The 26,029-nt window shown below is 72.0% G+C and carries 21 protein-coding genes; 7 read left to right on the top strand and 14 right to left on the bottom strand.

The window, feature by feature from the left end:
- Positions 1–270 precede the first annotated feature (270 nt).
- Complete coding sequence (locus ACZ67Q_RS30825; protein ID WP_471188838.1) at positions 271–933, top strand: bifunctional DNA primase/polymerase; 663 nt, start codon at positions 271–273, stop codon at positions 931–933.
- A gap of 390 nt (positions 934–1,323) precedes the next feature.
- On the opposite strand, the gene ftsY is transcribed toward ACZ67Q_RS30825, so the two are convergent.
- A complete protein-coding gene (gene ftsY / locus ACZ67Q_RS30820; protein WP_471188835.1) occupies positions 1,324–2,532 on the bottom strand; it encodes a signal recognition particle-docking protein FtsY in 1,209 nt (402 codons plus the stop codon).
- Between the two features lie 172 nt (positions 2,533–2,704).
- On the opposite strand from ftsY, the gene ACZ67Q_RS30815 reads away from it, so the two are divergent.
- Positions 2,705–4,153: a cytosine permease gene (locus ACZ67Q_RS30815; RefSeq protein WP_471188833.1), complete on the top strand. Its 1,449-nt coding sequence runs from the start codon at positions 2,705–2,707 to the stop codon at positions 4,151–4,153.
- Between the two features lie 646 nt (positions 4,154–4,799).
- Here the strand turns inward: ACZ67Q_RS30815 and ACZ67Q_RS30810 are convergent.
- From ACZ67Q_RS30810 to ACZ67Q_RS30795, 4 genes are all read right to left on the bottom strand, one after another.
- Complete coding sequence (locus tag ACZ67Q_RS30810; protein WP_471188831.1) at positions 4,800–6,218, bottom strand: sugar porter family MFS transporter; 1,419 nt, start codon at positions 6,216–6,218, stop codon at positions 4,800–4,802.
- A 221-nt stretch (positions 6,219–6,439) separates the two neighbouring features.
- The gene (gene smc / locus ACZ67Q_RS30805; protein ID WP_471188828.1) at positions 6,440–10,057 is read right to left on the bottom strand and encodes a chromosome segregation protein SMC; all 3,618 of its coding nucleotides are present in this window, start codon (positions 10,055–10,057) and stop codon (positions 6,440–6,442) included.
- Positions 10,058–10,279: 222 nt separating this feature from the next.
- The gene (locus ACZ67Q_RS30800) at positions 10,280–10,483 is read right to left on the bottom strand and encodes a hypothetical protein (RefSeq protein ID WP_361627640.1); all 204 of its coding nucleotides are present in this window, start codon (positions 10,481–10,483) and stop codon (positions 10,280–10,282) included.
- 379 nt (positions 10,484–10,862) lie between these two features.
- A complete protein-coding gene (locus ACZ67Q_RS30795; protein WP_361627643.1) occupies positions 10,863–11,144 on the bottom strand; it encodes an acylphosphatase in 282 nt (93 codons plus the stop codon).
- A 186-nt stretch (positions 11,145–11,330) separates the two neighbouring features.
- Here ACZ67Q_RS30795 and ACZ67Q_RS30790 point away from each other — a divergent pair, with 186 nt between their 5' ends.
- Both ACZ67Q_RS30790 and ACZ67Q_RS30785 read left to right on the top strand, forming a co-directional pair.
- Complete coding sequence (locus tag ACZ67Q_RS30790; protein WP_471188825.1) at positions 11,331–12,473, top strand: CAP domain-containing protein; 1,143 nt, start codon at positions 11,331–11,333, stop codon at positions 12,471–12,473.
- A 63-nt stretch (positions 12,474–12,536) separates the two neighbouring features.
- Entirely contained in the window at positions 12,537–12,707 is a 171-nt protein-coding gene (locus ACZ67Q_RS30785) for a hypothetical protein (protein WP_471188823.1), read from the top strand.
- An 11-nt stretch (positions 12,708–12,718) separates the two neighbouring features.
- On the opposite strand, the gene ACZ67Q_RS30780 is transcribed toward ACZ67Q_RS30785, so the two are convergent.
- Positions 12,719–13,303: a flavodoxin family protein gene (locus ACZ67Q_RS30780; protein WP_471188821.1), complete on the bottom strand. Its 585-nt coding sequence runs from the start codon at positions 13,301–13,303 to the stop codon at positions 12,719–12,721.
- 105 nt (positions 13,304–13,408) lie between these two features.
- Between ACZ67Q_RS30780 and ACZ67Q_RS30775 the strand changes: the two genes are divergently transcribed.
- On the top strand, positions 13,409–13,810 hold the full coding sequence (locus ACZ67Q_RS30775; protein ID WP_471188818.1) for a winged helix-turn-helix transcriptional regulator: 402 nt from the start codon (positions 13,409–13,411) through the stop codon (positions 13,808–13,810).
- Here ACZ67Q_RS30775 and mutM read toward each other — a convergent pair.
- From mutM to recG, 8 genes are all read right to left on the bottom strand, one after another.
- Complete coding sequence (gene mutM, locus ACZ67Q_RS30770; protein ID WP_471188816.1) at positions 13,800–14,660, bottom strand: bifunctional DNA-formamidopyrimidine glycosylase/DNA-(apurinic or apyrimidinic site) lyase; 861 nt, start codon at positions 14,658–14,660, stop codon at positions 13,800–13,802. The two genes, ACZ67Q_RS30775 and mutM, sit on opposite strands and share 11 nt — an antisense overlap.
- Before the next feature lie 88 nt (positions 14,661–14,748).
- Complete coding sequence (gene rnc, locus ACZ67Q_RS30765; protein WP_469816336.1) at positions 14,749–15,549, bottom strand: ribonuclease III; 801 nt, start codon at positions 15,547–15,549, stop codon at positions 14,749–14,751.
- A gap of 7 nt (positions 15,550–15,556) precedes the next feature.
- A complete protein-coding gene (rpmF, locus tag ACZ67Q_RS30760) occupies positions 15,557–15,730 on the bottom strand; it encodes a 50S ribosomal protein L32 (protein WP_003951102.1) in 174 nt (57 codons plus the stop codon).
- A 2-nt stretch (positions 15,731–15,732) separates the two neighbouring features.
- On the bottom strand, positions 15,733–16,380 hold the full coding sequence (locus tag ACZ67Q_RS30755; protein ID WP_471188812.1) for a YceD family protein: 648 nt from the start codon (positions 16,378–16,380) through the stop codon (positions 15,733–15,735).
- Between the two features lie 135 nt (positions 16,381–16,515).
- Positions 16,516–17,628, bottom strand: coding sequence for an ATP synthase F0 subunit B (locus ACZ67Q_RS30750; RefSeq protein ID WP_471188809.1), 1,113 nt, complete (start codon positions 17,626–17,628; stop codon positions 16,516–16,518).
- 58 nt (positions 17,629–17,686) lie between these two features.
- Complete coding sequence (gene coaD / locus ACZ67Q_RS30745) at positions 17,687–18,166, bottom strand: pantetheine-phosphate adenylyltransferase (RefSeq protein WP_471188806.1); 480 nt, start codon at positions 18,164–18,166, stop codon at positions 17,687–17,689.
- 26 nt (positions 18,167–18,192) lie between these two features.
- A complete protein-coding gene (gene rsmD, locus ACZ67Q_RS30740) occupies positions 18,193–18,780 on the bottom strand; it encodes a 16S rRNA (guanine(966)-N(2))-methyltransferase RsmD (protein WP_471188804.1) in 588 nt (195 codons plus the stop codon).
- A gap of 49 nt (positions 18,781–18,829) precedes the next feature.
- Entirely contained in the window at positions 18,830–21,049 is a 2,220-nt protein-coding gene (recG, locus tag ACZ67Q_RS30735; protein ID WP_471188802.1) for an ATP-dependent DNA helicase RecG, read from the bottom strand.
- A gap of 225 nt (positions 21,050–21,274) precedes the next feature.
- On the opposite strand from recG, the gene ACZ67Q_RS30730 reads away from it, so the two are divergent.
- Both ACZ67Q_RS30730 and ACZ67Q_RS30725 read left to right on the top strand, forming a co-directional pair.
- Positions 21,275–23,113 (top strand): HSP90 family protein, encoded by a 1,839-nt coding sequence (locus tag ACZ67Q_RS30730; RefSeq protein ID WP_471188799.1) that lies wholly within the window; start codon positions 21,275–21,277, stop codon positions 23,111–23,113.
- The gene (locus ACZ67Q_RS30725; RefSeq protein WP_471188797.1) at positions 23,110–26,007 is read left to right on the top strand and encodes a tetratricopeptide repeat protein; all 2,898 of its coding nucleotides are present in this window, start codon (positions 23,110–23,112) and stop codon (positions 26,005–26,007) included. Before ACZ67Q_RS30730 ends, ACZ67Q_RS30725 begins: the two co-directional genes overlap by 4 nt.
- Positions 26,008–26,029: the final 22 nt, after the last annotated feature.

Genomic DNA, 26,029 nt, shown 5'->3' with positions numbered 1-26,029 from the left:
TCACCCGTCCGGCCATGGTGAAACCGTAAACGCCACCATTCGCCACCCCTTCGAATGAACTCACGGCGACCTTCCCGCGATTCACTTGACATAGGACAGCCGGGAGTGAGCGCACAGATGCACTCGGGGGCGCGTGTCACCGGATGCACCACCGCGGGCACTTCCGGACGCCGTCGGCGGCAGGGTCGGGGACACGCTCCGTAGCGGGTTGAGTGTTCTTCGTGACCACCGCTTCGTAACCACCGGTGCGTCGGACCCGTTGGAGGGGGCATGGGCTTCACGATCGGCAGCAGTCGGGGCATCCGTGACATCCGGTCCGTCTCGCGGCGCCGCGGCCGCTCGTCGGAGTGCACCACGGTGGCCGAGTTCACCGGCCTGTGGGGCTGGGACGTGGCGCCGGGCGCACGGGCGGCGGCGGGCGTGTGCTCGTGCGGCCTCGGCGACTGCCCGGCCCCGGGCGCGCATCCGCTGTCGTTCGCGGCCGAGGTGCGGGCGGGGGCGACGCTGGACGAGGTGACCGCGGCGTGGGCCGAGGTGCCGGGCGCGTCGGTGATGCTGCCGGTGGGGCGCGCGTTCGACGTGATCGAGGTGGCGGAGGCGGCGGGCCGGCGGGCGCTGGTGCGGCTGGAGCGGATGGGAGTGCCGCTGGGGCCGGTGACCGCGACGCCGCAGGGGCGGGCGCAGTTCTTCGTCGCGCCGGGGGCCGCGGCCGAGCTGCCGCGGCTGCTCTACCGGATGGGCTGGGACGATCCGTCCTTGGATCTGCGGGGGCTCGGTCCCGGCACGTACATCACGGCTCCGCCGTCGGACCGCGGCGGACGGGGGCCGGTGCGGTGGCTGCGGCCGCCCGATCTGGACTCGGCGACCCGGCCGCCGGCGGCGCGGCTGGTCCTGGGGACGCTGGCGTACGTGGCGCATCGGTCGCGGGGGTAGTGGCTCGCCTGCGGGCGTGCCTGCGGCGTGTGGCGGTTGTTCGTCTGCGGGTGGCTGGGTGGTTGCTCGCGCAGTTCCCCGCGCCCCTTTTTGTGCCTGCGGCGGCCCGTTTCCGTCCGGTGGCCGGTTGCTGTCGCGCCTGCGGTGCGTCGTGGGTCGGGGCCGGGGCGGGGGGTGTCCGTCCTCGGTCCGGCCGCCCGTTTCCGACGAGGGCACCCTGTGCCGGTGCCGGCCGCTGCGGGCGGCCCCCCCCCACCCCGTCCCCTTGAGCCGTACGCGGGTGCGGCGCCATCGTGGCGCGCCTGCAGCCCGTCGCCGGTACCCGAAGACACCCCACCCCCGGCCGGGGATCCGTACCGGGGGTGGGTTTCCGTGTGGCCGACGGAGTCGTCAGTCGCCGATGAGGGCGTCCACGAAGGCCTCCGGCTCGAACGGGGCCAGGTCGTCCGCGCCCTCGCCGAGGCCGATCAGCTTGACCGGTACGCCCAGCTCCCGCTGGACCGCGATCACGATGCCGCCCTTGGCCGTGCCGTCGAGCTTGGTCAGGACGATGCCGGTGATGTCGACGACCTCCGCGAAGACGCGGGCCTGCACGAGGCCGTTCTGCCCGGTGGTGGCGTCGAGGACCAGCAGCACCTCGTCCAGCGGGGCGTGCTTCTCCACGACCCGCTTGACCTTGCCCAGCTCGTCCATGAGGCCGGTCTTGGTGTGCAGGCGCCCGGCGGTGTCGATGAGGACGACGTCCGACCCCATCTCCTTGCCCTCCTTCACCGCGTCGAACGCGACGGAGGCGGGGTCGCCGCCCTCCGGCCCGCGCACGGTGTAGGCGCCGACGCGCTCGCCCCAGGTCTGGAGCTGGTCGGCGGCGGCCGCGCGGAACGTGTCGGCGGCGCCCAGGACGACCGAGCGGCCGTCGGCCACGAGGACGCGGGCCAGCTTGCCTGTGGTGGTGGTCTTGCCGGTGCCGTTGACGCCGACGACCATCACGATGCCCGGCTTGCTGGTGGCCGGCTCGGTCTTGACCTCACGGTCCATGTCCGGGCCGACCAGCGTGAGCAGCTCCTCGCGCAGCAGGCCGCGCAGCTCCTCGGGCGTGCGGGTGCCGAGCACCTTCACACGCTCGCGCAGCCGGTCGACCAGCTCCTGCGTGGGCTGCACGCCGACATCGGCGGTGAGCAGCGTGTCCTCGATCTCCTCCCAGGTGTCCTCGTCGAGGTGCTCCCGGGACAGGAGGGTGAGCAGGCCCTTGCCCAGGGCGTTCTGCGAGCGGGACAGGCGGGCGCGCAGGCGCACCAGGCGGCCTGCGGTGGGCTCCGGGATCTCGATCTCCGGGGCCTCGACGACTGCGGCCGGCGGCTCCTCTACGGCGACGGGTGCCTGGCCGCCTGGAAGATCCACCTCCTCGATGGTGCGCCGCGGTTCCTCCCGCGGCGTCTCGGCCTCGTCGCCGACATGCGGCTCGGCCGGAGGAGCGGTGATGTCGGGCGCGGTGGGGGGCGGTGGGGGCAGCGACTTCTTCCGTCGGCTGCCGACCACGAGCCCGCCGAGCGCGACGATCGCGACCACGGCGATGACTACAGCAAGGATGACGGTTTCCATAACCCGTCCAGTATCAGCCATGGGGCTCCGCGAGGGCCGTCTTGTGGCTTCCTCCGAGAGACAAACACCACCGGAGGGCAGTAGTCGGGCCAAAGTACGATGGTGGTCCCCACATCAACGCGCGTAGAGTCCCGACGACACCTTGTCCCCCACCTTGAGGCTCCCTCCTTCCATGAGTAAGACCGCCGAGACCGAAGGCGCTCTCGAAACCCGCGGCATCGAACAGGTGCCCGACAATGAGCGCACCGCCAAGCCCCGCGAGCTGTTCCCCACCTGGGTGGGCGCCAACATCAGCGTGCTGCTGCTCACGATGGGCGCGAGCCTCGTCGTGGCGTACCACCTGAACATCTGGCAGGCGCTCGTCGTCGCGGCCGTCGCCCCCGTCGTGTCGTACGGCCTGGTCGGGCTCATCGGCATCGCCGGCAAACGTGGCGGGGCGCCCGGGATGGCGCTGTCGCGCGCGGTGTTCGGGCAGCGCGGCAACCTGCTGCCCGGCTCGCTGATCTGGGTGGCCCGCTGGGGCTGGGAGACGATCAATGCGGTGACCGGCGCCTACGCCATGCTCACCATCCTGGACATCGTCCTCGGCATCGGCGCGAACAGTGTGCTCGACATGGTCATGCTGCTGCTGTTCGTCGTCGCCACCTTCGCCATCTCCGGTCTCGGCATCAACGCCGTCCAGAAGTGCAACAAGTACGCGACGTATCTGTTCGGCGCCTTCTCGGTGCTCGTCCTCGTCTATCTGGCCGTCAACACCGACTGGTCGAAGGTGATGGACCACAGCGCCGGCTCCACCGCCGCGGTGATCACCGGGATCGGCATGATCGCGGCCGGTGGCGTGAGCTGGATCCCGTCCGCCCCCGACTTCACCCGCTACCTGCCGCGTACGGCGTCCTCGAAGGCGATCGTCGGTACGTCGGTCGGCGGGGCCGGCATCGTCGTGCTGCCGATGGTGCTGATGGGCGCGGTGATGGCGGTCTCCACGCCGGACCTGGCCTCCGCGTCCGACCCGGTGTCCTTCCTGGGCGAGATCCTGCCCACCTGGATCGCCGTGCCGTATCTGCTGATCGCGCTGATCGGCATGCTGCTGATCAACTCCATGTCGATGTACTCGGCCGGCTTCACCGCGCAGACCCTCGGCTTCAAGGTGCCGCGCCACTGGGCGGTGTCCGTCAACGCCGTGATCTCCCTGATCTTCGGCGGTGTGCTGATGCTGGTGGCGACCAGCTTCATGGGCTCCTTCATCGCCTTCCTGTCCCTGCTCGCCGTCGCCTTCTCCGCCTGGGTCGGCGTCTTCGGCGCGGACATGCTGCGGCGCACGGAGTACGACGGCGCGGCGATGGCCGACACCACGCGCAGCAGCGCGTACTGGTACCGGGGCGGCTTCTCCCCCGCCGCGGTCGTCTCCTGGGCGGTGGGTCTCGTCGGCGGCCTGATGTTCACCACGTCGGACTGGTTCACCGGCCCGCTCGCGAAGAACAACGTCATCGGCGAGTACGGCCTCGGCTGGGTCGCCACGATCGTGATCTCCGGCCTGCTGTACCTCGCCCTGCCGAAGCCGGAGGTTGTCCGGCCGACGGCTTCCCAGACGACCGAGGAGCGCGAGAGCGTCACCGTCTGACGTCCTCCTTCTCCCTGCCCTCTCCGGCGAACCACTGCCGGAGAGGGCTTTTTTTCCGCCACGGACGCACCGCCACCGACCACGACGGCCCCGCACCCGCCGACGGCGGGAAGGGGACGGGGTGGGGGGTGTCCGCCCGCAGCGTCCGGCACCGAGACACAGCGAGCCCGTCGGAAACGGCCGGCCGGACCGAGGACGGACACCCCCCACCCCGGCCCCGCCCCACAACGCACGGCAGGCGCGACAGCAACCGACCACGCACCGCAACGGGCCGCCGCAGGCAAAAAGGGGGCGCGGGGAACGGCGCGACCAGCCACAACGAAACCCGCACAGGCGCCGCAGCCAACGAGACCAGCCACAACGCACCCCCGCAGGCGCCGCAGCCAACGAGACCAGCCACCGCGCACCCCCGCAGGCGCCACAGCCAAACCAGACCAGCCACAACGCACCTCCGCAGGCGCCGCAGGCAAAGGCGGCCAGCCACAACGCACCCGCACACGACACCGCACCCCCGCACGACGACGCCCCCGCCCCCGGAGCCGTCGGCAGACACACCGCCGCCCCCACCCGGCAGGGCAGGGGCGGCGGACGGTACGAGGAGAGGGGCAGCGGGGACTTGGCCCTTCTCCCCGAGTTCGGGAGGGCCTCAGCCCATCTCCTCCAGGGCCTTGCCCTTCGTCTCCTTGACGAACTTCAGGACGAACGGAATGGAGAGCGCGGCGAAGACCGTGTAGATCACGTAGGTGCCGGAGAGGTTCCAGTCGGCCAGCGACGGGAAGCTCGCGGTGATGGCCCAGTTGGCGATCCACTGCGCGGCGGCGGCCACACCCAGCGCGGCGGCGCGGAGCTTGTTCGGGAACATCTCGCCGAGGAAGACCCAGACGACGACACCCCAGGACAGGGCGAAGAAGAGCACGAAGACGTGGGCGGCGATCAGGGCGACCCAGCCCTGGGTGCTGGGCAGCTTGCCGTCGACCAGGTGGTAGCTGAACGCCCAGGCTTCCAGCGCGAGGCCGACGACCATGCCGACCGAGCCGATGAGCGCGAGCGGCTTGCGGCCGACGCGGTCCACGAAGATCATCGCGATCACGGTGCCGACGATGTTGATGATCGACGTCGTGAAGGAGTAGAAGAACGAGTCCGACGGGTCCACGCCCACCGACTGCCACAGGGTGGACGAGTAGTAGAAGGCCACGTTGATGCCGACGAACTGCTGGAACACCGACAGGCCGATGCCGACCCAGACGATCGGCTTGAAGAAGAAGCCGCCGCCGAGCAGGTCCTTGAAGGACGACTTGTGCTCGCTCTTCATCGCCAGCTCGATCTCGTTGACGCGGGCGTTCAGGTCGACGCCGTTGCCCTCGACCTCGGCGAGGATCTCCTTGGCGCGGTCCCGCTTGCCGACGGAGATCAGGAAGCGCGGCGACTCGGGGATGGCGAAGGAGAGCATGCCGTACAGGACGGCCGGGACGACCATGACGCCCAGCATGACCTGCCAGGCCTCCAGGCCCATCAGCTTGCCGCGCTGGTCGCCTCCGGCGGCGTTGAGCAGGCCCCAGTTGACCAGCTGGGAGACGGCGATGCCGATGACGATCGCGGCCTGCTGGAAGGAGCCGAGACGGCCGCGGTAGGCGGGCGGGGCGACCTCGGCGATGTAGGCCGGGCCGATGACGGAGGCCATGCCGATGGCGAAGCCGCCGACGATGCGCCAGAAGGCGAGGTCCCAGAGGGCGAACGGCAGGGCCGAGCCGACGGCGCTGATCGTGAAGAGGGCCGCGGAGATCTGCATGCAGCGGATTCGGCCGATGCGGTCCGCTATCCGGCCGGCGGTGGCGGCACCGATGGCACAGCCGATCAGGGCGATGGCGATGACCTGGGCCAGCGCGGCGGAGCCGATGTCGTAACGGTCGCGGATGGCCTCGACGGCGCCGTTGATGACGGAGCTGTCGTATCCGAAGAGGAAACCGCCCATCGCGGCCGCTGCCGCGATGAAGATGACATGCCCGAGATGATCGGGATGAGCCGTACGGGCTCCTGACTGGGGTGCCTGCGCTGTGCTGGTCACATGTACTCCTCGGGCCACCGGCAACGCTGCCGGGTGGGGGTCTGCCCTTCCAGGCTTCCAGTGGCGCATACAGGCACGCCGCTCACACCTGAAGGTAAAAGCAACGTTGCAGAGACTATGCCTTCAAGTTTCGAAGTCAATACTTCAACGGCTGTGAGTTTGTAGATAAGCCGAGGCGCCTTGTGTTCAATAAATGAACGACAAGTCAGATGATCTTGGACTCATACGCCCTGGCGCAGACGCTGCGAGATGACCTTCGAGACACCGTCACCCTGCATGGAGACGCCGTACAGCGCGTCCGCGACCTCCATCGTCCGCTTCTGGTGCGTGATCACGATCAGCTGCGAGGCCTCCTGCAGCTCCTGCATGATCCGGATCAGCCGTTGGAGGTTCGTGTCGTCCAGCGCCGCCTCGACCTCGTCCATGACGTAGAACGGGCTCGGTCGCGCCTTGAAGATCGACACGAGCAGGGCCACGGCGGTCAGCGACCGTTCGCCGCCCGAGAGCAGGGACAGCCGCTTGACCTTCTTGCCCGGCGGGCGGGCCTCGACGTCCACGCCCGTGGTGAGCATGTTGTCGGGGTCGGTCAGCACCAGGCGGCCCTCACCGCCCGGGAAGAGGCGGCTGAAGACGCCCTCGAACTCGCGGGCCGTGTCCCGGTAGGCCTCCGTGAAGACCTGCTCGACCCGCTCGTCCACCTCCTTCACGACCTGGAGCAGGTCGGCACGGGTCTTCTTCAGGTCCTCCAGCTGCTCGCTCAGGAACTGGTGCCGGGCCTCCAGCGCGGCGAACTCCTCCAGTGCGAGCGGGTTGACCTTGCCGAGCTGCTGGTAGGCGCGCTCGGCGGCCTTCAGGCGTTTCTCCTGCTCGGCGCGGACGAAGGGACGCGGCTGGTTGCGCGGGTGGTCGGGGTCCTCCGGCAGCTCCTCGCCGTCGGCGGGGGGCGAGGCCGGCACGAGCTGGTCGGGCCCGTACTCGGTGACCAGCCCCTCCGGTTCGACACCCAGTTCCTCCAGCGCCTTGGTCTCCAGCTGCTCGATGCGCAGCCGCTTCTCGGCGCCGAGTACCTCGCCGCGGTGGACTGAATCCGTCAACTTGTCGAGTTCGGCCTTCAGTTCACGTCCCGCGGTGCGGGCGGCGGTCAGCTCCTGCTCACGGGCCGCCTTGGCGGCCTCGGCGGCGGACCGTTCCCGCTCGGCCCGGGCGAGGGAGATCTCGATGTGCGCGAGCAGCCGACGAGCGCCGGCGGCGACGGCCTGGGCGACGCCCGCCTCGTGGCGCAGCCGGGCCCGGCGCTGCTCGGCACGCGCGCGTGCCTCGCGTTCCGCGCGGGCGGCCCGGTCGAGGGAGTCGGCGCGTCCGGCCAGGCCCTTCACGCGTTCCTCGTGGGTGCGGACCCGGAGACGGGCCTCCATCTCGGTCTGGCGGGCGTTGGCGCCGTCGGCGGCCAGCCGGTCGCGCACGGAGGTGTCCGGCTCGTCGTCCACGGGGGTCTCCTCGGCGACCTCCAGCCGTTCCGCCAGTTCCTCCGCGTCCTGGACGGCCTGCTCCAGCGCCTCCTGCGCGCGGGCCGCGGCCGCGGTGGACCGCTCGGCCTCGCCGGCGGCCGCGCGGGCCTGCCCGGCGAGCCGCCCCAGCTGCTGCGCCACGGCCGACTTCTCCCGGTCCGCGGCCCGCCGCCGCTCCCCGAGTTCTTCTACGACTCCGACGGCCTCCGTACGCCGTTCAGCGGCCGCCCGCTGTTCTTCGGCCAGCCGCTCACACCGCACCGCCAGCTCGGCCAGCTCGGCCGCGGCCTCGTCGACGGAGGCCTGCACCTCCAGCAGGCTGGGGGCGCCGGCGGATCCGCCGTGGGCGAAGTGGGCGCCCAGCAGGTCGCCCTCCACGGTGACGGCGGTCAGCTCGGGTTGGGCGTAGACCAGGTCCTCGGCGTCCTCCAGGGTGCCGACGACCACGAGTCCTCGCAGGAGGCGGCGGACGGCGGGCATGAGCTCGGCGGGGCCTCGGACGAGGTCTGCGGCGGGGCGCCCTCCGGGGAGGGGGGTGAGGGGTGCAGGTGCGTCCGCGGGTGCGTCGTGGCTGCTCGCGCCGTTCCCCGCGCCCCTCCGGGGCGCTTCCGGTGCCCCCGCCAGGAGCAGCGCCGCTCGTCCCCCGTCCTGCTTGCGCAGCAACCGGATCGCCTCGGCCGCCGCGGCCGGGGTTTCGACGGCGATCGCGTCCGCCGCCGCTCCGAAGGCGGCGGCCAGCGCCACCTCGTGGCCGGGCTCCACCGTCAGCAGTTCCGCCGCCGGGCCGAGGACTCCCTTCAGGCGGTCGCGGGCGCCGAGCAGTATGCCGGTGCCGTCCTTGCGGCGGAGGCCGAGCGCCAGTGCCTCGTGGCGGGCCTGGGTCGCGGCGCGGGTGCGTTCGGCGGTGGTGAGGGCCTCGCGGGCGGTGCTCAGGGCCGCTTCCGCCTCGGCGAGCTGCCGTTTGGCCGTTTCGTGGCGCGCGGCCAGTTCCTCGTCGCCGGCGTCGAGGCCGTCGACCTCGGCCTTGAGCGCCTCGTACTCCTCCTGCGCGGCGACGGCGCGTTCCTGGGCCTCGTCGCGGGCGGCGGCCAGGCGGTCGATCTCGGCCTGCGCGGACGCGGCGCGCGAGCGCGCGGCGCCGACCTGGCCGCGCAGCCGCGCGAGGCCTTCGCGACGGTCGGCGATGGCCCGGGCGACGTCCTTCAGACGCCGCTCCTCCTGGGCCAGCTCGCGCTCCAGCTCGGCGCGGTGGGCGACGGTGTCCTCCAGGGCCCGTTCGGCGGCCTCGAGGGCGGCCGTCAGCTCGGCCTCCTGCTCGCGGATGCGCGCGGCCTCGCGCTCCATGTCCTCCGGGTCGCGGCCGCGCCGCTCCTCGGGCGGGGCGGAGGTGGCGCTCTTGACTCGGGCGTCGGCCAGGGAGATCGTGCCGCGGACGCGTTCGGCGAGCTGGGAGAGTTCGTACCAGGTCTGCTGGGCGCGCTGGAGGCGGGGCGTGAGCTGCCGCACCTCGTCCTCGAGCAGGGCCTCGCGCTGCTGGGCCTTCCTCAGGTCCTGCTCGGCGGCTTCCTTGCGGGCCTTGAGCGCGGCCTCGTCGGCGATCTCGGTCTGCAGCGCCTGGCGCAGGCGTACGAGGTCGTCGGCGAGCAGGCGCAGACGGGCGTCGCGCAGGTCGGCCTGGATGACGGCGGCCCGGCGGGCGACGGCGGCCTGCCGGCCGAGCGGTTTGAGCTGGCGGCGCAGTTCGTCGGTGAGGTCCTGCACGCGCGCGAGGTTGGCCTGCATCGCGTCCAGCTTGCGCAGGGCTTTTTCCTTGCGCTTGCGGTGCTTGAGGACGCCCGCGGCCTCCTCGATGAAGGCGCGGCGGCCCATGGGGTCGGCGTGCAGGACGGAGTCGAGCTGGCCCTGGCCGACGATGACGTGCATCTCGCGGCCGATGCCGGAGTCGGAGAGCAGCTCCTGGATGTCGAGCAGGCGGCAGGTGTCGCCGTTGATCTGGTACTCGCTGCCGCCGTTGCGGAACATGATCCGCGTGATGGTGACCTCGGCGTACTCGATGGGCAGCGCGCCGTCGGAGTTGTCGATGGTCAGCGACACCTCGGCCCGGCCCAGCGGCGGGCGGCCGGTGGTGCCGGCGAAGATGACGTCCTCCATCTTGCCGCCGCGCAGCGACTTGGCGCCCTGTTCGCCCATGACCCAGCTGAGCGCGTCCACGACGTTGGACTTGCCGGAGCCGTTGGGGCCGACGACACAGGTGATACCCGGTTCGAAGCGGAGCGTGGTCGCCGAGGCGAACGACTTGAACCCGCGGAGCGTCAGGGCCTTGAGGTGCACGCCGTCGGACTCTACCTTCCGGGGTTGTCTCACTCTATGAACCACGGTGCTACCCGCGGTTTCACCGATGAACGGCGAGGGCACATCAGACGTTATAGAGAGTGAAAGGATGCACGGGGGCAAGAAAGAAGGGACGCCGAGGCGTCCCTTGCACTTCTGACACTGAAGCGGTTGTGACGGACAGCCCAACCACTGCCTGTGCTGTTGTGGAGCGTGCAGTGATCAGGTGAGCGCAGGCTCCGCCTGGTGTGCGTCAACGCTCTCCATGATCCTGTCGTGAGAAGCGGCAGCCTGCAGGGCGTCCTTTTCGGCCTGGATCCGTACGAGCTCGGATTCGAGGTCCTGGACGCGCTGCTGGAGCCGTCGCATCTCGGCGAGGAGTCGCGGGTCGGAGCCGCCGACGTAACCGAGAAGCGCCTTTGCCATGATGGATGGTCCTCCACACTGAGTGACCGACCGAAGCGGTGGTGGGTCGTGAGGGATTCGCACCCGCGGCTGCTTGGCGGGCCTGGAGTTGTGCTGCCGTTCAGCCATGCCAAACAGCTAAGGTGCGCGGGCTTTCAGCGTCTCACCAAAAAGTTTGACGGTCAACACGATCACGCCCCGTGTGGGAGGACGACCCGGGGTACGCGGCGGACAAGCGCCTGCGCTGCGACTCCTGCGGGCCCCTCGGGGCGTGGCGATCATCCTTGCGTGCGCAGGCCGCCATCGCAAGCCCCTCTCTGTGGCGACCTGCGGTTTCCAGGGGGCGAGGGGGGCGCGCGGCGCCCCTCGACGCGCCGTGGTGCGGGCCGGCGGCCGGGGGTCAGCGGATGGCGAAGCCGTCGTAGCCGCCGCGGGGTGTGTCCCAGATCTCGGTGACGCCCTCCACGCGCCCGGGCGTGTCGCCGCCGCGGAGCCAGTCGAGCAGACCCTCGCAGCCCGGGCGGGAGCCCTCGGCGACCACCTGGACGCGGCCGTCGGCCAAATTGAGAGCAAAACCACTCAGGCCGCCGATCTCGAGCGCCTTGGCCCGCGTGAACCAGCGAAAACCCACGCCCTGCACGTGTCCACGCACCCAGGCGACCAGTCGTACATCCTCGCTCATGGGTGCAACCTAACCGGCCAATGTCTCTCGGGACACTTCCTCCCCACACGCCATGGGGTACCGTCCCGACGCAATGCATCTCATATGAAACTCACCCGATCGGGTGAGTCTGGTCGGCTGCCGGGGGCTAGGGGACCCCCATGATCCGCTGGGCGGGCTGACCGAGAGGACCAGGAAGGCCAGGACATGGGACGCCACCGACGCTCCGCCGCCGGCCGCGCCGCCAAGGGCCGCGCCACGGGGGCCCCGCAGCCGGAGGGCTCCTACGCGGAGCACCGCGGCCCGGGGGACTCGAGCGGGGGCGACACCGCCCCCATGGGCATCGCGCCCTATCTGAACCCCGAGGCGTACGCAGAGGCCGTGGCGAAGAGCCAGGCGTATCTGTTCGCCACCGACGACGCCTCCTCCGGGGGCGGCTCCGGGGCGGGATTCAATCCGGCCGCGGGCGCTCCCCGCGGGGGTGGGCGACGGCGGCGCAGGCGAGCCGTGACGCCGGTGCGCACCGGTCTGCTGGGTGTCGCGGGCGCGGTCGCCATCGGCACGGTCGCCGTCGCCTCCGGTGTGGTGCCGGGGCTGCACAACTACCGGCTCGGCGGCAGCGCGGGCGGGGACGGCGGGGTGCGGGCCGCTCAGGCGCCGACGAACTCGCCCAGCGAGCAGGGCGGCACCTCCGGCAGCGCGGAGAGGGGCGGCGAGAGCAGCCCGGTCACCGCCCGGACCCCCGGCCGTTCCGCGTCGGCACCGGCGTCGGCGTCCGCGTCCGCGTCGGCATCGCTCTCCCCCTCACCGTCGGCGTCCGCGTCCACGGCGCCGCCCTCCCCCACGCCCACGCCGTCGAAGACCGCGTCGAAGAAACCGTCGGCCGCTCCGCACACGACCGCCCCCTCGCGCAAGGCGACCCCCCCGAAGGCGCCGGAGCGGACCAGCGCACCGCCGGTCTCGGTGTCGGCGCAGGCGCAGGCCGAGGCGGAGGTCCTGCGGTTGGTCAACGAGGAGCGGGCGAAGGCCGGCGTCGCCCCGCTGGCGGCGAACAGCGCGCTGACGGGCCTGGCCGAGGGCTTCAGCGACGACATGGCCGCGCGGGGCTTCTTCGATCACACCGATCCCGACGGGCGCACCCCGTGGGACCGTGCCGCGAAGGCCGGCATCACGGGCCTGGGCGGCGAGAACATAGCCCGCGGCCAGGCCGACCCGGCGGCGGTGGTGGCGGCCTGGATGGACAGCCCGGGCCACCGCGCGAACATCCTCAACCCGTCCTTCAAGACCCTCGGCGTCGGCGTGCACTTCGGCGCGGGCGGCCCTTGGTGGACGCAGGACTTCGGGTTCTGATCCGCCCCGGACCGGGGAAGGGGCCGGGCCCTGGACCGAGGACCTGGCCTCTGCGGGGACGGCGTGAGCCGGGAGCAGCAGGAGGACGACGCCGGTTACCGGCGCGTTGTGAGCCGGGCCCGGGCGGCGACCGCGCTCGGCTACGGGTGCGCGGCGGGCTCGGTCGTGCCCGTGGGGCTGAGCGTCGCCGCCGCGGTCGCGTTCTGGGCCCTGGCCATGGCGCTCCCCCGGTAGCGCCGGGCCGGTCAGGCCGCCGCCAGGCCCCGCAGGAAGACGCGGGCCGTGTCCGTCACGCGGCGGCCCAGGTGTTCCGCCGTGGCGAGGTCGGCCTTGTGGACGCCCTCGGGGCCCTCGTCGACGTTGGTCTGGGCGGCCGCGCCGGAGAAGAAGCCGAGGCGGTTGAGGTCCGTCTCGGCGGCCGTGCTGCTGTTCCAGCCGGGCAGCAGGCCCAGGTTGACCCAGTGCATGCCGAGCTGCGCGGCGAGGATCTGGAAGAACTGCAGGGTGTGCAGCTTGTCGCCGCTCTTGGAACCGGAGTTGGTGAAGCCCGCCGCCAGCTTGTCCGCCCACGCCCGGGTGGCCCAGCGCTTGGAGGTGGCCTCGGCGAAGACGTGGAAGGCGCCGGACGCGGTGCCCATGTAGGTCGGCGAGCCGAAGACGATCGCGTCGGCGCGGTCCAGCAGCTCCCACTGCTCGTCGGTGATCTCGTCGACCTTGATCAGGTGAACCTCGGCGCCGGCGTCCGCGGCGCCCGCGCGCACGGCCTCGGCGAGGACGGCGGTGTGGCCGAAGCCGGAGTGGTAGGCGATCGCGACAACAGGGGTGGTCATGCGTACTCCTCGAAAAGGCAGCTGGGAAGCGATGACCAAAGGAAAGCACTAACTTTTCGTTAGTGCAACCCAGCGGAAAGCGCTGCGCTGGAGTACGCTCGAGACATGACCGGTACCGACCAGCGCACGCCCGACCAGGACCTGCCGTACAACGTGTTCGCCAAGGCCTGCCCGTCACGGGGCACGCTGGAGCACGTCACCGGACGCTGGGGCGCGCTCACGCTCGGCGCGCTGCACGAGGGCCCGCTGCGCTTCAACGAGCTGCGCCGCCGCGTGGACGGGGTGAGCGAGAAGATGCTGTCCCAGACGCTGCACGCGCTGGAACGCGACGGACTGGTGCACCGCGAGGCCCAGCCCACGAACCCGCCGCGCGTGGACTACGAGCTGACGCCGCTGGGCCGCCAGGTCGCCGAGCGGCTGCTGAGCCTCATCCACTTCGTCGAGGGCAGCATGGACGACGTCCTGGCCGCCCGGGAGCGGTACGACGGGACCCGCGCTACGGCGTGACGCGCGGCGCCCGCTGGCACTTCGGGCAGAAGTAGCTGGAGCGGTTCATCCACGGACGGCGCCGCATCGGCGTGCCGCACCGCTTGCACGGCAGGCCCTCCCGGCCGTACGCGTCCAGCGACCGGTCGAAGTAGCCGGATTCGCCGTTGACGTTGACGTACAGGCTGTCGAAGCTGGTGCCGCCGACCGCGAGGGCCTCGTTCATCACGACACGGACATGGCCGAGGAGTTCGGCGGTGCGCGGCCGGGTGAAGCCGGCCGTGGGGCGCTCGTAGTGGACGCGCGAGCGCCACAGCGCCTCGTCGGCGTAGATGTTGCCGACCCCGCTGATCAGCGACTGGTCGAGCAGGGCCCGCTTGATCGTGGTCCGCTTGCGGCGCAGCGCCTGGTGGAAGCCCTCGTCGTCGAAGAGGGGGTCGAGCGGGTCGCGGGCGATGTGCCCGATGACGTCCGGCAGGCCGTCGTCGGTCGTGTCGTGCAGCGACAGCCCGCCGAAGGTGCGCTGGTCGACGAAGCGCAGTTCGGTGCCCTGCACGTCGGTGAAGCGGACCCGGATGCGCAGGTGCTTCTCGTCGGGCGCGGCGTGCGGCTGGACCAGCAGCTGGCCGCTCATCCCGAGGTGCGCGAGGATCGCCTGCCCGGTGTCCTCGAGCGGCAGCCACAGGTACTTGCCGCGCCGGCTGGGCACGCCGATGCGGTGCCCTTCGAGCCGGTGCGCGAAGTCGTCGGCGCCGGCCGGGTGACGGCGCACGGCACGTGGGTGCAGCACCTCGGCGTCGGCGACGGTGCGGTGGGCGACCCACCGCTCCAGGCCGCGCCGTACGACCTCGACCTCGGGCAACTCGGGCATGGCACTCCCCCGTCACGCGGTACGGCGTCACACAGTATGGATCGAGCGCCCGCCCCGGTGCGGGGCGGGCGCTCGGTCGCTCGTCGGATCAGGCGGAGGCCGACGCCTCGTCGGCGGACTCGGCGGCCTTCGCCGCCTCGGCCGCCTTGGCGCGCTCGTCCGCGGCGGCGCGGATGGCGCGCCACGCGGATTCAGCGGCCTGCTGCTCCGCCTCCTTCTTGCTGCGGCCGGTGCCGGTGCCGTACGAGACGCCTCCGACGCGGGCGGCAGCAGTGAAGGTCTTCTCGTGATCGGGGCCGGTCTCCGTGACCAGGTACTCGGGAACACCGAGCCCCTCGGTCGCGGTCAGCTCCTGCAGGGATGTCTTCCAGTCCAGGCCGGCGCCCAGGTTGGAGGACTTCTCGATCAGCGGGTCGAACAGGCGGTGCACCAGTTCGGAGGCCGCGTCGAGGCCCTGGTCGAGATAGACCGCGCCGATCACCGCTTCCAGGGTGTCGGCGAGGATGGATGCCTTGTCCCGGCCGCCCGTGCCCTCTTCACCACGGCCGAGCCGGATGAAGGAGCCAAGGTCGAGGCCGCGTCCGACCTCCGCCAGCGCACGCGAGTTGACCACCGCGGCCCGCAACTTGGCCAACTGGCCTTCGGGCAGGTCGGGGTGGGTGCGGTACAGCGTGTCGGTGACGACGAGACCGAGCACGGAGTCCCCGAGGAACTCCAGACGCTCGTTCGTCGGCAGACCGCCGTTCTCGTACGCGTAGGAGCGGTGCGTCAGCGCTCGCACCAGAAGGGCGGACTCGAGCTGGTAGCCGAGCCGCCCTTCCAGAAGCGTGTGGGACGAGGCCTGGTTGTCCGCCGACTGCTTCTTGGGCGTGGACACAGTGCCTCTCACCAGCCGCTCAGACCTCGAGGACCTGGCGCTTGTTGTAGGTGCCGCACGACGGGCACGCGATGTGCTGCTGCTTGGGCTCGTGGCAGCGCTCGCACGCGACCAGGGTGGGGACCGCAGCCTTCCACTGCGACCGGCGGTGGCGCGTGTTGCTGCGCGACATCTTCCGCTTCGGAACAGCCACGGCTACTTCTCCTGCTTCTCGTCGACGCCCGCTTCGGCGCCGCTCGTGTCGTCCTTGTCGCCGTCCCGAAGTGAGCCGGCGAATCCCTGCAAAGCCGCCCAACGGATGTCGACGGCGTCGTGGTGGTGGTCCGGGTCGTCCGCGAGCCGCACCCCGCACTCGGGGCACAGACCCGGGCAGTCTTCCTGGCACACCGGCTGCATCGGAAGTGCGAGCACCACCGCATCACGCAGCACAGATTCGAGGTCGAAGAGTCCGTCCTCGAGGAAGAGCCTGTCCTCGTCGTCCTCGGCGTCGTCGCCCGGTTCCGCGTGCTGGACGCGGCCCCGGTCGTCGGCGTCAGGGTACGAGAACATCTCCTGGAATTCCGCTTCGACGTCGAGCTGAAGCGGCTCCAGACACCTTACGCACTCCCCCTTCGCCGTGGCACGGGCGGTGCCTGTGACAAGCACCCCTTCCATGACCGACTCCAGGCGGAGTTCGAGCTCCAGCGGGGCGCCTTCCGGCACTCCGATGACTCCCACCAGACCGAAGTCCCGGGGAGTGGGGACCGTGCGAGTCAGGCGCTGCAGCGCACCTGGCCGCCGACCCAGCTCGTGCGTGTCGAACACGAGGGGGTTGCGGTGGTCGAGGCGGGCGTTGTGAGCCATTCCTTGCTTTCGGTCTTCCAGCTCAGGGGGGACGCCGCCGCGGAAAGCTCCGGGCAGCGCAGATCGCGGACGTACTCGCGACCGAAGAGCCAGGATACTGGACCTTTCGCTCTCGGCCCAATCCGGGCCGGATCCCTAGAGGCCGCGGCCCTGCTCGTAGGCCCTGAGCTGCTCGGCGCTGATCATGCCGGTGTCGAAGAGGCTGGTCTCGTCGAGGGCGTACGACTGCTGCGGGCCGCCGTCCCGGAGCTGCTGGGGCTGCTGCGGGTGCGCGGCCTGCTGCTGGGCCTGCTGCGGGTCGTAGACGGGCTGCTGACCGGTGTCGTAGCCGCCGTAGCCGTAGGGGTCGGCCTGCTGGTAGCCGTAGGCGTCCTGCTGGGCGTACTGCTGGTCCTGCTCGGCGTACTGCTGCGGGTAGCCGGCGTAGGGGTCCGGTTGCTGTGCGTACGCCGCGTACTGGGGCTGCTGCTGCGGCTGGGGAGGCTGGTGCGCCGGCGCGGCGGCGCTGTGCCGGGCCGAGGTGTCCTGCTCGGCGAGGGCCGCGAGGTCGGCGAGGTAGTCGGCGTCGCTGGAGTGCATCACGGTGCCGGTGTCCCCCGCGAGGGCCCCGAGGTCGTCGGTGGCGATCCGGCCGTGCAGCTTCTGCCGGCCGCGGCCGACCGCCTCCAGGGTCTTGGCCAGGACCGCCTCGAAGGCGCCGAGCTTGGCGTCGACGTAGGCGTCGGCGTCGCGGCGCAGGGTCTCGGGGTCGTGGCTGCGCTGCGGGGCGTCCTCGTCCTCGTAACCGTCCGCGTCCAGGCCGGGGCCGGTGCCGAGCAGCTTCTCGCGGCCGCGCCCGACCGAGCCGAGGGTCTTGGTGAGGACGACCTCGAAGTTGGCCAGCTTGGAGTCGACGTAGTCGTCGGCCTCGGCGCGGATCTCCTCGGCCTCCCGGCGGGCCTCGGCGAGGATCCGGTCGGCCTCGGCCTGCGAGCGGCGGGCGACCTCGGTGTCGGAGATCAGCGAGCCGCGCTCGGCGTGGGCACCGGCGATGATCCGCTCGGCCTCCTGACGGGCCTGCTCGACCATCTGCTCCCGGTCGCCGATCAGCTCCTGGGCCTGGGCGAGGGAGTCGGGCAGGGCCGCGCGCAGTTCCTCCAGCATCGACAGCAGGTCGGCGCGGTTGACCACGCACGAGGCCGACATGGGCATCGACCGGGCACCGGAGACCGCCGAGACGATCTCGTCGAGCTTTTTCTGCACGTCCACCGTGTGCTCGCCACTCTCTACGGATGTGATGGAGACGGACGGGACGACTGTAGCCCGTTCAGCCTTGACGCAGCCGCGTGTTGAGCGCCTGGAGGACGGGGGCCGGGACGAGGTGGGAGACGTCGCCGCCCCACTGCGCGACCTCCTTGACCAAGGAGGACGACAGGAAGCTGTAGGTGGGGTTGGTGGGCACGAAGAGGGTCTCGACACCGGACAGGCCGTTGTTCATCTGGGCCATCTGCAGCTCGTAGTCGAAGTCGCTGACCGCGCGCAGGCCCTTGACGATGGCGGGGATGTCACGCTGCTTGCAGAAATCGACGAGGAGGCCGTGGAAGGCCTCGACCCGGACGTTGCCGTACTCGGCGGTGACGGTGCGGATCAGCTCGATCCGCTCGTCGATCTCGAACAGGCCCTTCTTGGACTGGTTGATCATCACCGCGACGTACACCTCGTCGTACAGACGGGAGGCGCGGGCGATGATGTCGAGATGTCCGTTGGTGATCGGGTCGAACGACCCGGGACAGACGGCGCGGCGCACTTGTGATCCCTCGCTCTCCGGTCCGGTCATCGTGCGTCTTCGCACGTAGAGGCGGCGCGACCGTACCAAAACGTTCCCTCGCCGTAGCGCCGGGCCCGGAGCGCTTCGAAACCGTCCGGCCACCGGAACTCCCCGCCCCTGGTGCTGCGCTCCACGGTGACGAGCGCTTGCTCAGCGAGCCAGCTTTCCGAGCGGAGTGTGAGCAGGATCTCCCGAAGATCGTCGTCGGTGACGGCGTAGGGAGGATCGAGAAAGACCAGGTCGTACGGCTCCTGCGGGGGAGCGGTGCGGATGATCTGTTCCGCTTTGCCGTGTCTGACCTCGGCGCCGGGAAGGCCGAGGTTTCTCACGTTCTCGCGGACGGTCCTCGCTGCGCGGGCGTCGGCTTCCACGAGGAGGGTGTGGGCCGCACCCCGGGACAGAGCCTCCAGACCCACGGCGCCGGAGCCCGCGTAGAGGTCGAGGACCCGTTCGCCGTCGAGGGGACCGCCGAGGAGGGACTGCCAGGTGGAGAAGAGGCCCTCGCGTGCGCGGTCGGAGGTGGGGCGGGTTCCGGTGCCTGGGGGGACGGCCAGGCGACGGCCACCGGCTGCGCCGGCGATCACGCGGGTCATCTCGGGTCCTTGTCGCTGATGTACGCAGAAGGTGACTGCTCCCAGTCTGTCAGCCCTTCTCGAGGTACTGCTCCCTCTCGTCGTCCAGCAAGGCGTCCAGTGCCGTGCGCAGGCCCGGAAGCCCCTCGAGCTCCGGGTCCGCCGCGACGATCCTCGCCGCTTCCTCTCTCGCCTCCGCGATGATCTCCTCGTCCTCGATGACCGCGAGGACGCGCAGGGAGGAGCGGGCGCCGGACTGGGCCTGGCCGAGGACGTCGCCCTCGCGGCGCTGTTCGAGGTCGATCCGGGACAGTTCGAAGCCGTCGAGCGTGGCGGCGACCGCGTTCAGCCGCTGGCGGGCCGGGCTCGCCTCGGGCATCTCGGTGACCAGCAGGCACAGCCCGGGGGCCGCGCCACGGCCGACCCGGCCGCGCAGCTGGTGCAGCTGGGAGACGCCGAAGCGGTCGGCGTCCATGATCACCATCGCGGTGGCGTTGGGGACGTTGACGCCGACCTCGATGACGGTCGTGGCGACCAGGACGTCCGTCTCGCCGGCGGCGAAGCGGCGCATGACGGCGTCCTTGTCGTCGGGGTGCATCCTGCCGTGCAGCACCTCGACCCGCAGGCCGTTCAGCGGGCCGCGGGCGAGCTGTTCGGCGACGTCGAGGACGGCGAGCGGCGGGCGCTTGTCCGCGTCGTCCTCGGGGGACTTCTTGGCCTTCTTGGGGTCCGGCGCCTCGGCCGCCTCGTCGGCGGAGTCGCCGATCCGGGGGCAGACGACGTAGGCCTGGTGGCCGCCCGAGACCTCCTCGCGCACCCGCTCCCAGGCGCGGGCCAGGAAGTGCGGTTTGTCGGCGGCGGGGACGACATGGCTGGCGATGGGTGAGCGGCCGGCCGGGAGCTGGTCCAGGACGGAGGTCTCCAGGTCGCCGAAGACGGTCATGGCCACCGTGCGCGGGATGGGCGTGGCGGTCATGACGAGGAGATGCGGGGGCTGTTTGCCCTTGCCGCGCAGGGCGTCGCGCTGCTCGACGCCGAAGCGGTGCTGTTCGTCCACCACGACCAGGCCGAGGTCGTGGAACTGCACCTTGTCCTCGATCAGCGCGTGCGTGCCGATGACGAGGCCGGCCTCACCGGTGGCGAGGTCGAGGAGCGCCTGGCGGCGGGCGGCGGCGCCCATGGAGCCGGTGAGCAGGACGACCTTGGTGGCGTGCTCGGCGCCGCCCAGCATGCCGCCCTCGGCCAGCTCGCCCATCATCTCGGTGACGGACCGGTGGTGCTGCTGGGCGAGCACCTCGGTGGGCGCGAGCATGGCGGCCTGCCCGCCGGCGTCGACGACGGCGAGCATGGCGCGCAGGGCGACCATCGTCTTTCCCGATCCGACCTCGCCCTGGAGGAGCCGGTGCATCGGGTGTTCCGTGGCCAGGTCGTCGAAGATCTCCTGGGAGACCTTCTGCTGGCCCTCGGTGAGAGTGAAGGGCAGGCGGGCGTCGAAGGCGGCGAGGATGCCGTCGGGCCTGGGGCGGCGGGCCACCGCCGGGAGCTGGGCGTCGGCGTGGCGGCGGCGGGCGAGGGCGACCTGGAGGACGAAGGCCTCGTCCCACTTCAGGCGGGCGCGGGCGTCGGCGATGTCGGCCTTGGTGTGCGGGCGGTGGATCTTGAGCAGGGCCTCGGGCAGGGAGACCAGGCCGCGGCCCTCGCGCAGGCTGTCGGGGAGCGGGTCGACGGCCTCCTGGGCGCTGGGCAGGACCGTCTGGACCGCCTTGCCGATCTTCCAGGACTCCAGTTTCGCGGTGGCCGGGTAGAGGGGGATGAGCGCACCGGCCCACGCCTCGACGCTCTCCTCGCCGTCGCCGCGCAGCAACTCGTAGGCGGGGTGGGCGAGTTGGAGGCGGCGGTTGAATACGGAGACCTTGCCGGCGAACATCGCGCGGGTGCCCGGCAACAGTTCCTTGTGCGGCTTGTGCACGCCGGCGCCGAAGAAGACCAGCTGGAGCCTGCCGCTGCCGTCGGTGATGGTCACCTCCAGCCGCTGCCCCTTGCCGCGCGGGGCCCGGGAGGAGGCGAACGTGTGCAGGCGGGCGTCGGCGACCTGGGCGACCACCGTGACGTGCTCGTCCATGGGGAGGTCGGCGAGGTGGGTGAGCTGGCCCCGCTCCTCGTATCTGCGCGGGTAGTGGTGGAGGAGGTCGCCGACGGTGTGCAGGCCGAGATGCTCGGCCATCACCTTCGCGGTGGCGGGGCCGAGCACCTTCTTCAGAGGTTCTTGCAGTGCGGGCACGAGATCCATTGCACACCACGGCACTGACAATGCCGAAGACGTGCTGTGACTCCCCGCCACGACGTGCGGCGGCGGGGACCGTTCACAGCTTGGGGACGTCTTCGGAAATCCCTGGTCAGGACGTTCGTTCGAGCCGTAGGATGACGCGCTCCGGCCATCCCCCGCGGATCCCCGCCCCACCGGGACCGCCCGACCCCGCGCCCTCGGCCCTCCCCCACCAGCGGCGCTGTGACGATGGACTCGCAGACCTCACAGTCATCCCAGGCATCCCAGTCACCTCAGACACCTCATTCGTTCCAGGTCGACCTGCGTGGTCTGGTCGACCTGCTCTCCCATCACCTCTACTCCAGCCCGAAGGTCTATCTGCGCGAGCTGCTGCAGAACGCCGTCGACGCGATCACCGCGCGCCGCGCCGAGGAACCCGGCGCCCCCGCCCGCGTGCGGCTGTACGCCGAGGGCGGCGCCCTGCGCTTGGAGGACTCCGGGATCGGCCTCAGCGAGGCGGACGTGCACACCCTGCTGGCCACCATCGGGCGCAGCTCCAAGCGGTCGGACGGGTTGCGCGAGGCGCGCTCGGACTTCCTCGGGCAGTTCGGCATCGGACTGCTGGCCTGTTTCGTGGTGGCCGAGCGGATCCGGGTGGTCAGCCGCAGCGCCCGTACGCCCGACGCGCCGCCGGTGGAGTGGACGGCACGCGACGACGGCTCGTACACCGTGCGGACGTTGCCGGTGACGGACCGGCCCGAGCCGGGTACGACCGTGTACCTCACCGCGCGCCCCGGGGCGACCGAGTGGCTCACGCCCGAGCGGGTGCTGACGCTGGCCCGGGACTTCGGCTCGCTGCTGCCGTACGACGTGCGGGTCGGCGAGGAGGCGGTCACCGACCTGCCCGCGCCCTGGGACCGTTCCTATCCGAGTCCCGCGACGCGCCGGGTGGCTCTGGCCCGGCACTGCCACGGGCTGTTCGGGTTCACCCCGCTGGACTCCATCGACCTGGACGTGCCGGTGGCCGGCATCCGCGGGGTGGCGTACGTGCTGCCCCAGGCGGTGAGCCCGGCGCAGCGGGCGGGGCATCGCGTGCACCTGAAGGGCATGCTGCTGACCGAGCGGGCCGAACAGCTGCTGCCCGACTGGGCGTTCTTCGTGCGCTGCGTGCTGGACACCGACAGCCTGCGGCCCACCGCTTCGCGCGAGTCGCTGTATGAGGACGAGACGCTGGCGGCCGTGCGGGAGGCGCTCGGGGAGCGGATCCGGTCCTGGCTGACGTCGCTCGCGGCCGGTGACCCGGAGCGGCTCGCGGCCTTCCTGTCGGTGCATTACCTGGGGGTGAAGTCGCTCGCGCGGCACGACGCGGAGATGCTGCGCACGATGCTGCCGTGGCTGCCGTTCGAGACGACGGACGGGCGGCTGTCGCTGGAGGAGTTCGCGCAGCGGCACCCGGTGGTGCACTTCACGCGGACGGTGGAGGAGTACCGGCAGGTCGCGCCGATCGCCTCCGCGCAGGGCGTCGGTGTCGTCAACGGCGGCTACACCTACGACAGCGAGCTGGTCGAGGCGCTGCCCTCGGTGCGGCCCGGCACGGTGGTCGCCGAACTGGACGCCGACACCGTCACCGCGCATCTGGACGGGGTCGACGCGGACGTGGAGCTGGCGCTGGCGGGCTTCCTGGCGGCCGCGCGGGCCAAGCTGGACCCGCTGGGATGTGATGTCGTGCTGCGGGCCTTCCACCCGCTGTCGGTGCCCGCGCTGCACCTGGACGACCGGGCGGCCCGGCACGAGCAGGCGCGGGCCGAGGCGCAGGAGCAGGCGGACGACCTGTGGGCCGGCATCCTCGGCTCGCTGCGCGGCAGTGCTCCACGCGCGCGTCTCGTGCTGAACCACCTCAATCCGCTGGTCCGCCGGATCAGCGCGCTCGGCGATCCGGAGCTGATCGGCACCGCGACGGAGTCGCTGTACGGACAGGCGCTGCTGATGGCGCAGCGCCCGCTCAGGCCCGCCGACTCGGCGCTGCTGAACCGCGCTTTCATCGGGCTGCTGGAATGGGCGACGCACGGGGAGGGCGAGCAGCGGTGAACGAGATCACGGACTTCGACGCGTTGCGCCGGGCGATGGCGGAGAACTCCGAGCAGCCGGAGGGCCCGGCGCGCAACGCGCGTGCGGAGCAGCTGCTCGCCGAGGCGGAGAAGCTGGACATCCCGCTCGCCGTGATCGAGGCGCTCGGGCACCAGCTGAAGGTCTACAACTACAGCTCCGAGAAGGCGAAGATGTTCGTCCCGTTCGCGCGGCTGCTGCGCATGTGGGACGAACGGCCGGAGGACTTCGACGCGTACGAGGCGCACTCGCTGCACTGGGTGTTCAAGTGGATGTCGTCCGGCATGCTCGACCAGCCGCACATCCCGCTGGAGTCGATAGAGAAGTGGCTCGGCGAGATGGAGCACCGCTATCGGCTCGCCGGGTACTCCGAACGGGCGGTGCGCAGCGCGGAGCTGTCCGTCGCCGCCCATGTGGGAGACATCGCGCGGGCCGAGCGTGCCTATGCCGGGTGGCTGGCGGCGGACCGGGACGAGATGGCCGACTGTCACGCCTGCGAACTGCACCAGCAGGGCTGGTGGCACACCGAGCGGGGACGGGACGCGGAGGCGGTCGAGGCGTGGCGGCCGGTCCTGGAGGGCGAGTTCAGCTGCGCGCACGAGCCGCACACGGCGCTCGCCTCGTCGCTGGTGCCGCTGCTGCGGCTGGGCCGCCTGGACGAGGCTCGCGCTCACCATCTGCGGGGCTTGCGGCTGGTGCGGGCCATGGAGAGCATGCGGGGCGCGTTCGCGGACCACGTGGAGTTCTGCGCGCTCAGCGGCAACGAGGCACGCGCGCTGGAGCTGCTGGCAGAGCGGCCGGCGTACTTCACCGACGACGGGCATCCGCGCAGCCGCATGGACTTCCTTGCGGTGGTCGCGCTGCTCATGGACCGCCTGGTGGAGCTGGGTCTGGCCGGGCAGCGGGTGCCGGGGCCGGCGGGCCGGGAGTGGACGGCGGGGGAGCTCGCGGTCCACGCGCGTGCCGAGGCGCTGACGCTGGCCGAGCGCTTCGACCGGCGCAACGGCACGGCGTACGTGAGCGAGTGGGCACGGGCGCGGATGGCGCAGCGGCCGCTGGTGGAGCGGCTGCCGCTGGGCGTGCGGTCGGTGCGGACGGCTCCGCAGGCACCGGTGGCCCCGCCCGTGGCCGAGCCCGCCGTCGAACGCGACCTGCCCACGCTGCTCGCCGAGGCACGGCGGCTGTCGGACACGCTGCGCCCGGACGCCCTCGAGGCGTGGGCGGCGGTGGCGCGGGCCGCACAGGACGCCGAGCTGGCGCCGTACGACCGGGCGGAACTCCTCGACCACGAGGCGATGAGCCGGGGCGAGGAGGGCGCCGAGCTGTTCGAGCGCGCGGCAGAGCTGTACGCGCGGGCGGGCGACGAGGGCGAGGCGCTCGCGGCACGCGGGCGTGGTGCGTACGTGCGGGCACTCGCCGGTGACGTGGACGCGGGGCTCGCGGCGGTCGCGGAGCCGTACGACCGGGTGCTCGCGCTGTACGCCGGGGACGGCACCGGGCTGCGGCAGACCGCGTCGGTGCTGATGAGCCGGGCGCGGATCCTGATGCGGCGCGTGCACGAGGCCGAGGGGGCGGTGGACGCCGGGGTCGCCGAGCGGGCCGAGGGGGCCGTACGGGAGGTGCTGGCGCTCGTCGAGGGCCGCACCGGTGACGACGTGCGGCTCGCGGCACGGCACGCCGAGGGGCTCGCGATGCTCGGCGAACTGGCCGTGCACGGCGGGGATCCGCGGGCGGCCGCGGAGCTGTTCGCGCGGGCGGCCCGGGAGTTCACCGACGCCGGGGTGCCGTGGTTCGCGGTGGAGTACGAGGCGCGGCTGGCGCAGCTCGCCCATCATCTCGGGGACCCGGTCGAGGCCGAACGGGCGCTGCGCGCGGCCCTGGAACACGGCGGGGCGCAGCTGGCGCCGGTCGGGCGGGCCCAGCTGCACCTCCAGCTCGCCGAGGTCGTCGGCGGACGCGGTGAGGTCGCCGAGGCCGCCGAGCACACTCTGGAGGCCGCTCACTGGGCGGACGAGGCCGGCGAGGGGCCGACGCTGGGCGCCTGGGCGCGGCACCAGCTCGGCGGGCTCCTGGTCCGGCAGGGGCGGTGGGCGGAGGCGGCGGAGGTGCTGGAGTCGGCACTGCCCGACGTGAGCGCCGAGACGCACGGCGACGGGGCGGTGGTGCAGACGCTGTGGTGGCTCGGCGACTGCCTGGGCGAGCTGGGCGAGCACCGCGCGGCGGCCGAACGGCGTCTGCAGGCGGCCGACATCGCCCGGCACTGGCCGGAGCAGCAGGACCACGCCACGCTCGCCCACCTCGCCGCGACGAGCCTGGAGGCGGCGGGGCTGGCCGAGGAGGCCGGGCAGGCCTACGCGCGGGCCGGTGAGCTGTGGCGCGCGGTGGACGACGTGCACGGCCTGGTCCGTTCGCTGCGCGCCCGCGCGTGGCTGGCGCTGCGTGCCGAGGACGGCCCGGCGGCGGCCCGGAAGCTGATGTCGGCGGCCGCCGAGGAGTGCGCGGCGGCGCTGACGGCGGCGGACGGGGACGAGGGGACACGGCACCGGGTCACGGCGGAACTGGGCCACACCCACCGTCAGTTCGGCGATCTGCTGGCCCGTTGCGGCCCGGACACGTTCGAGGACGCCCTGGCCGAGCTGGAGGAGGCGATCACCGTCTTCGCCTCCCTGGGCCCCCACGCGATCCACGCCCGCACCGGCGCGGAACTCGCCGCCGGCTGGCTGGCCGCCGAACTGGGCCGGCCCGACGCGGCACAGGCACGCGCGCGTGCGGTCCTCACGGCGTACGAAACCGCCCCCGAGGACGACGAGACGGCCGCGTCCCGCCGGGCGGAGGCGGGCCGGCTGACGCAGGCGGCACGGGAGGGGACGGGCTGAGTGCGTTCGCACCGCCCCGGCG

Source organism: Streptomyces sp. NPDC036813 (genome assembly GCF_055609245.1).
This window is presented reverse-complemented; position numbering and strand designations above follow the sequence as displayed.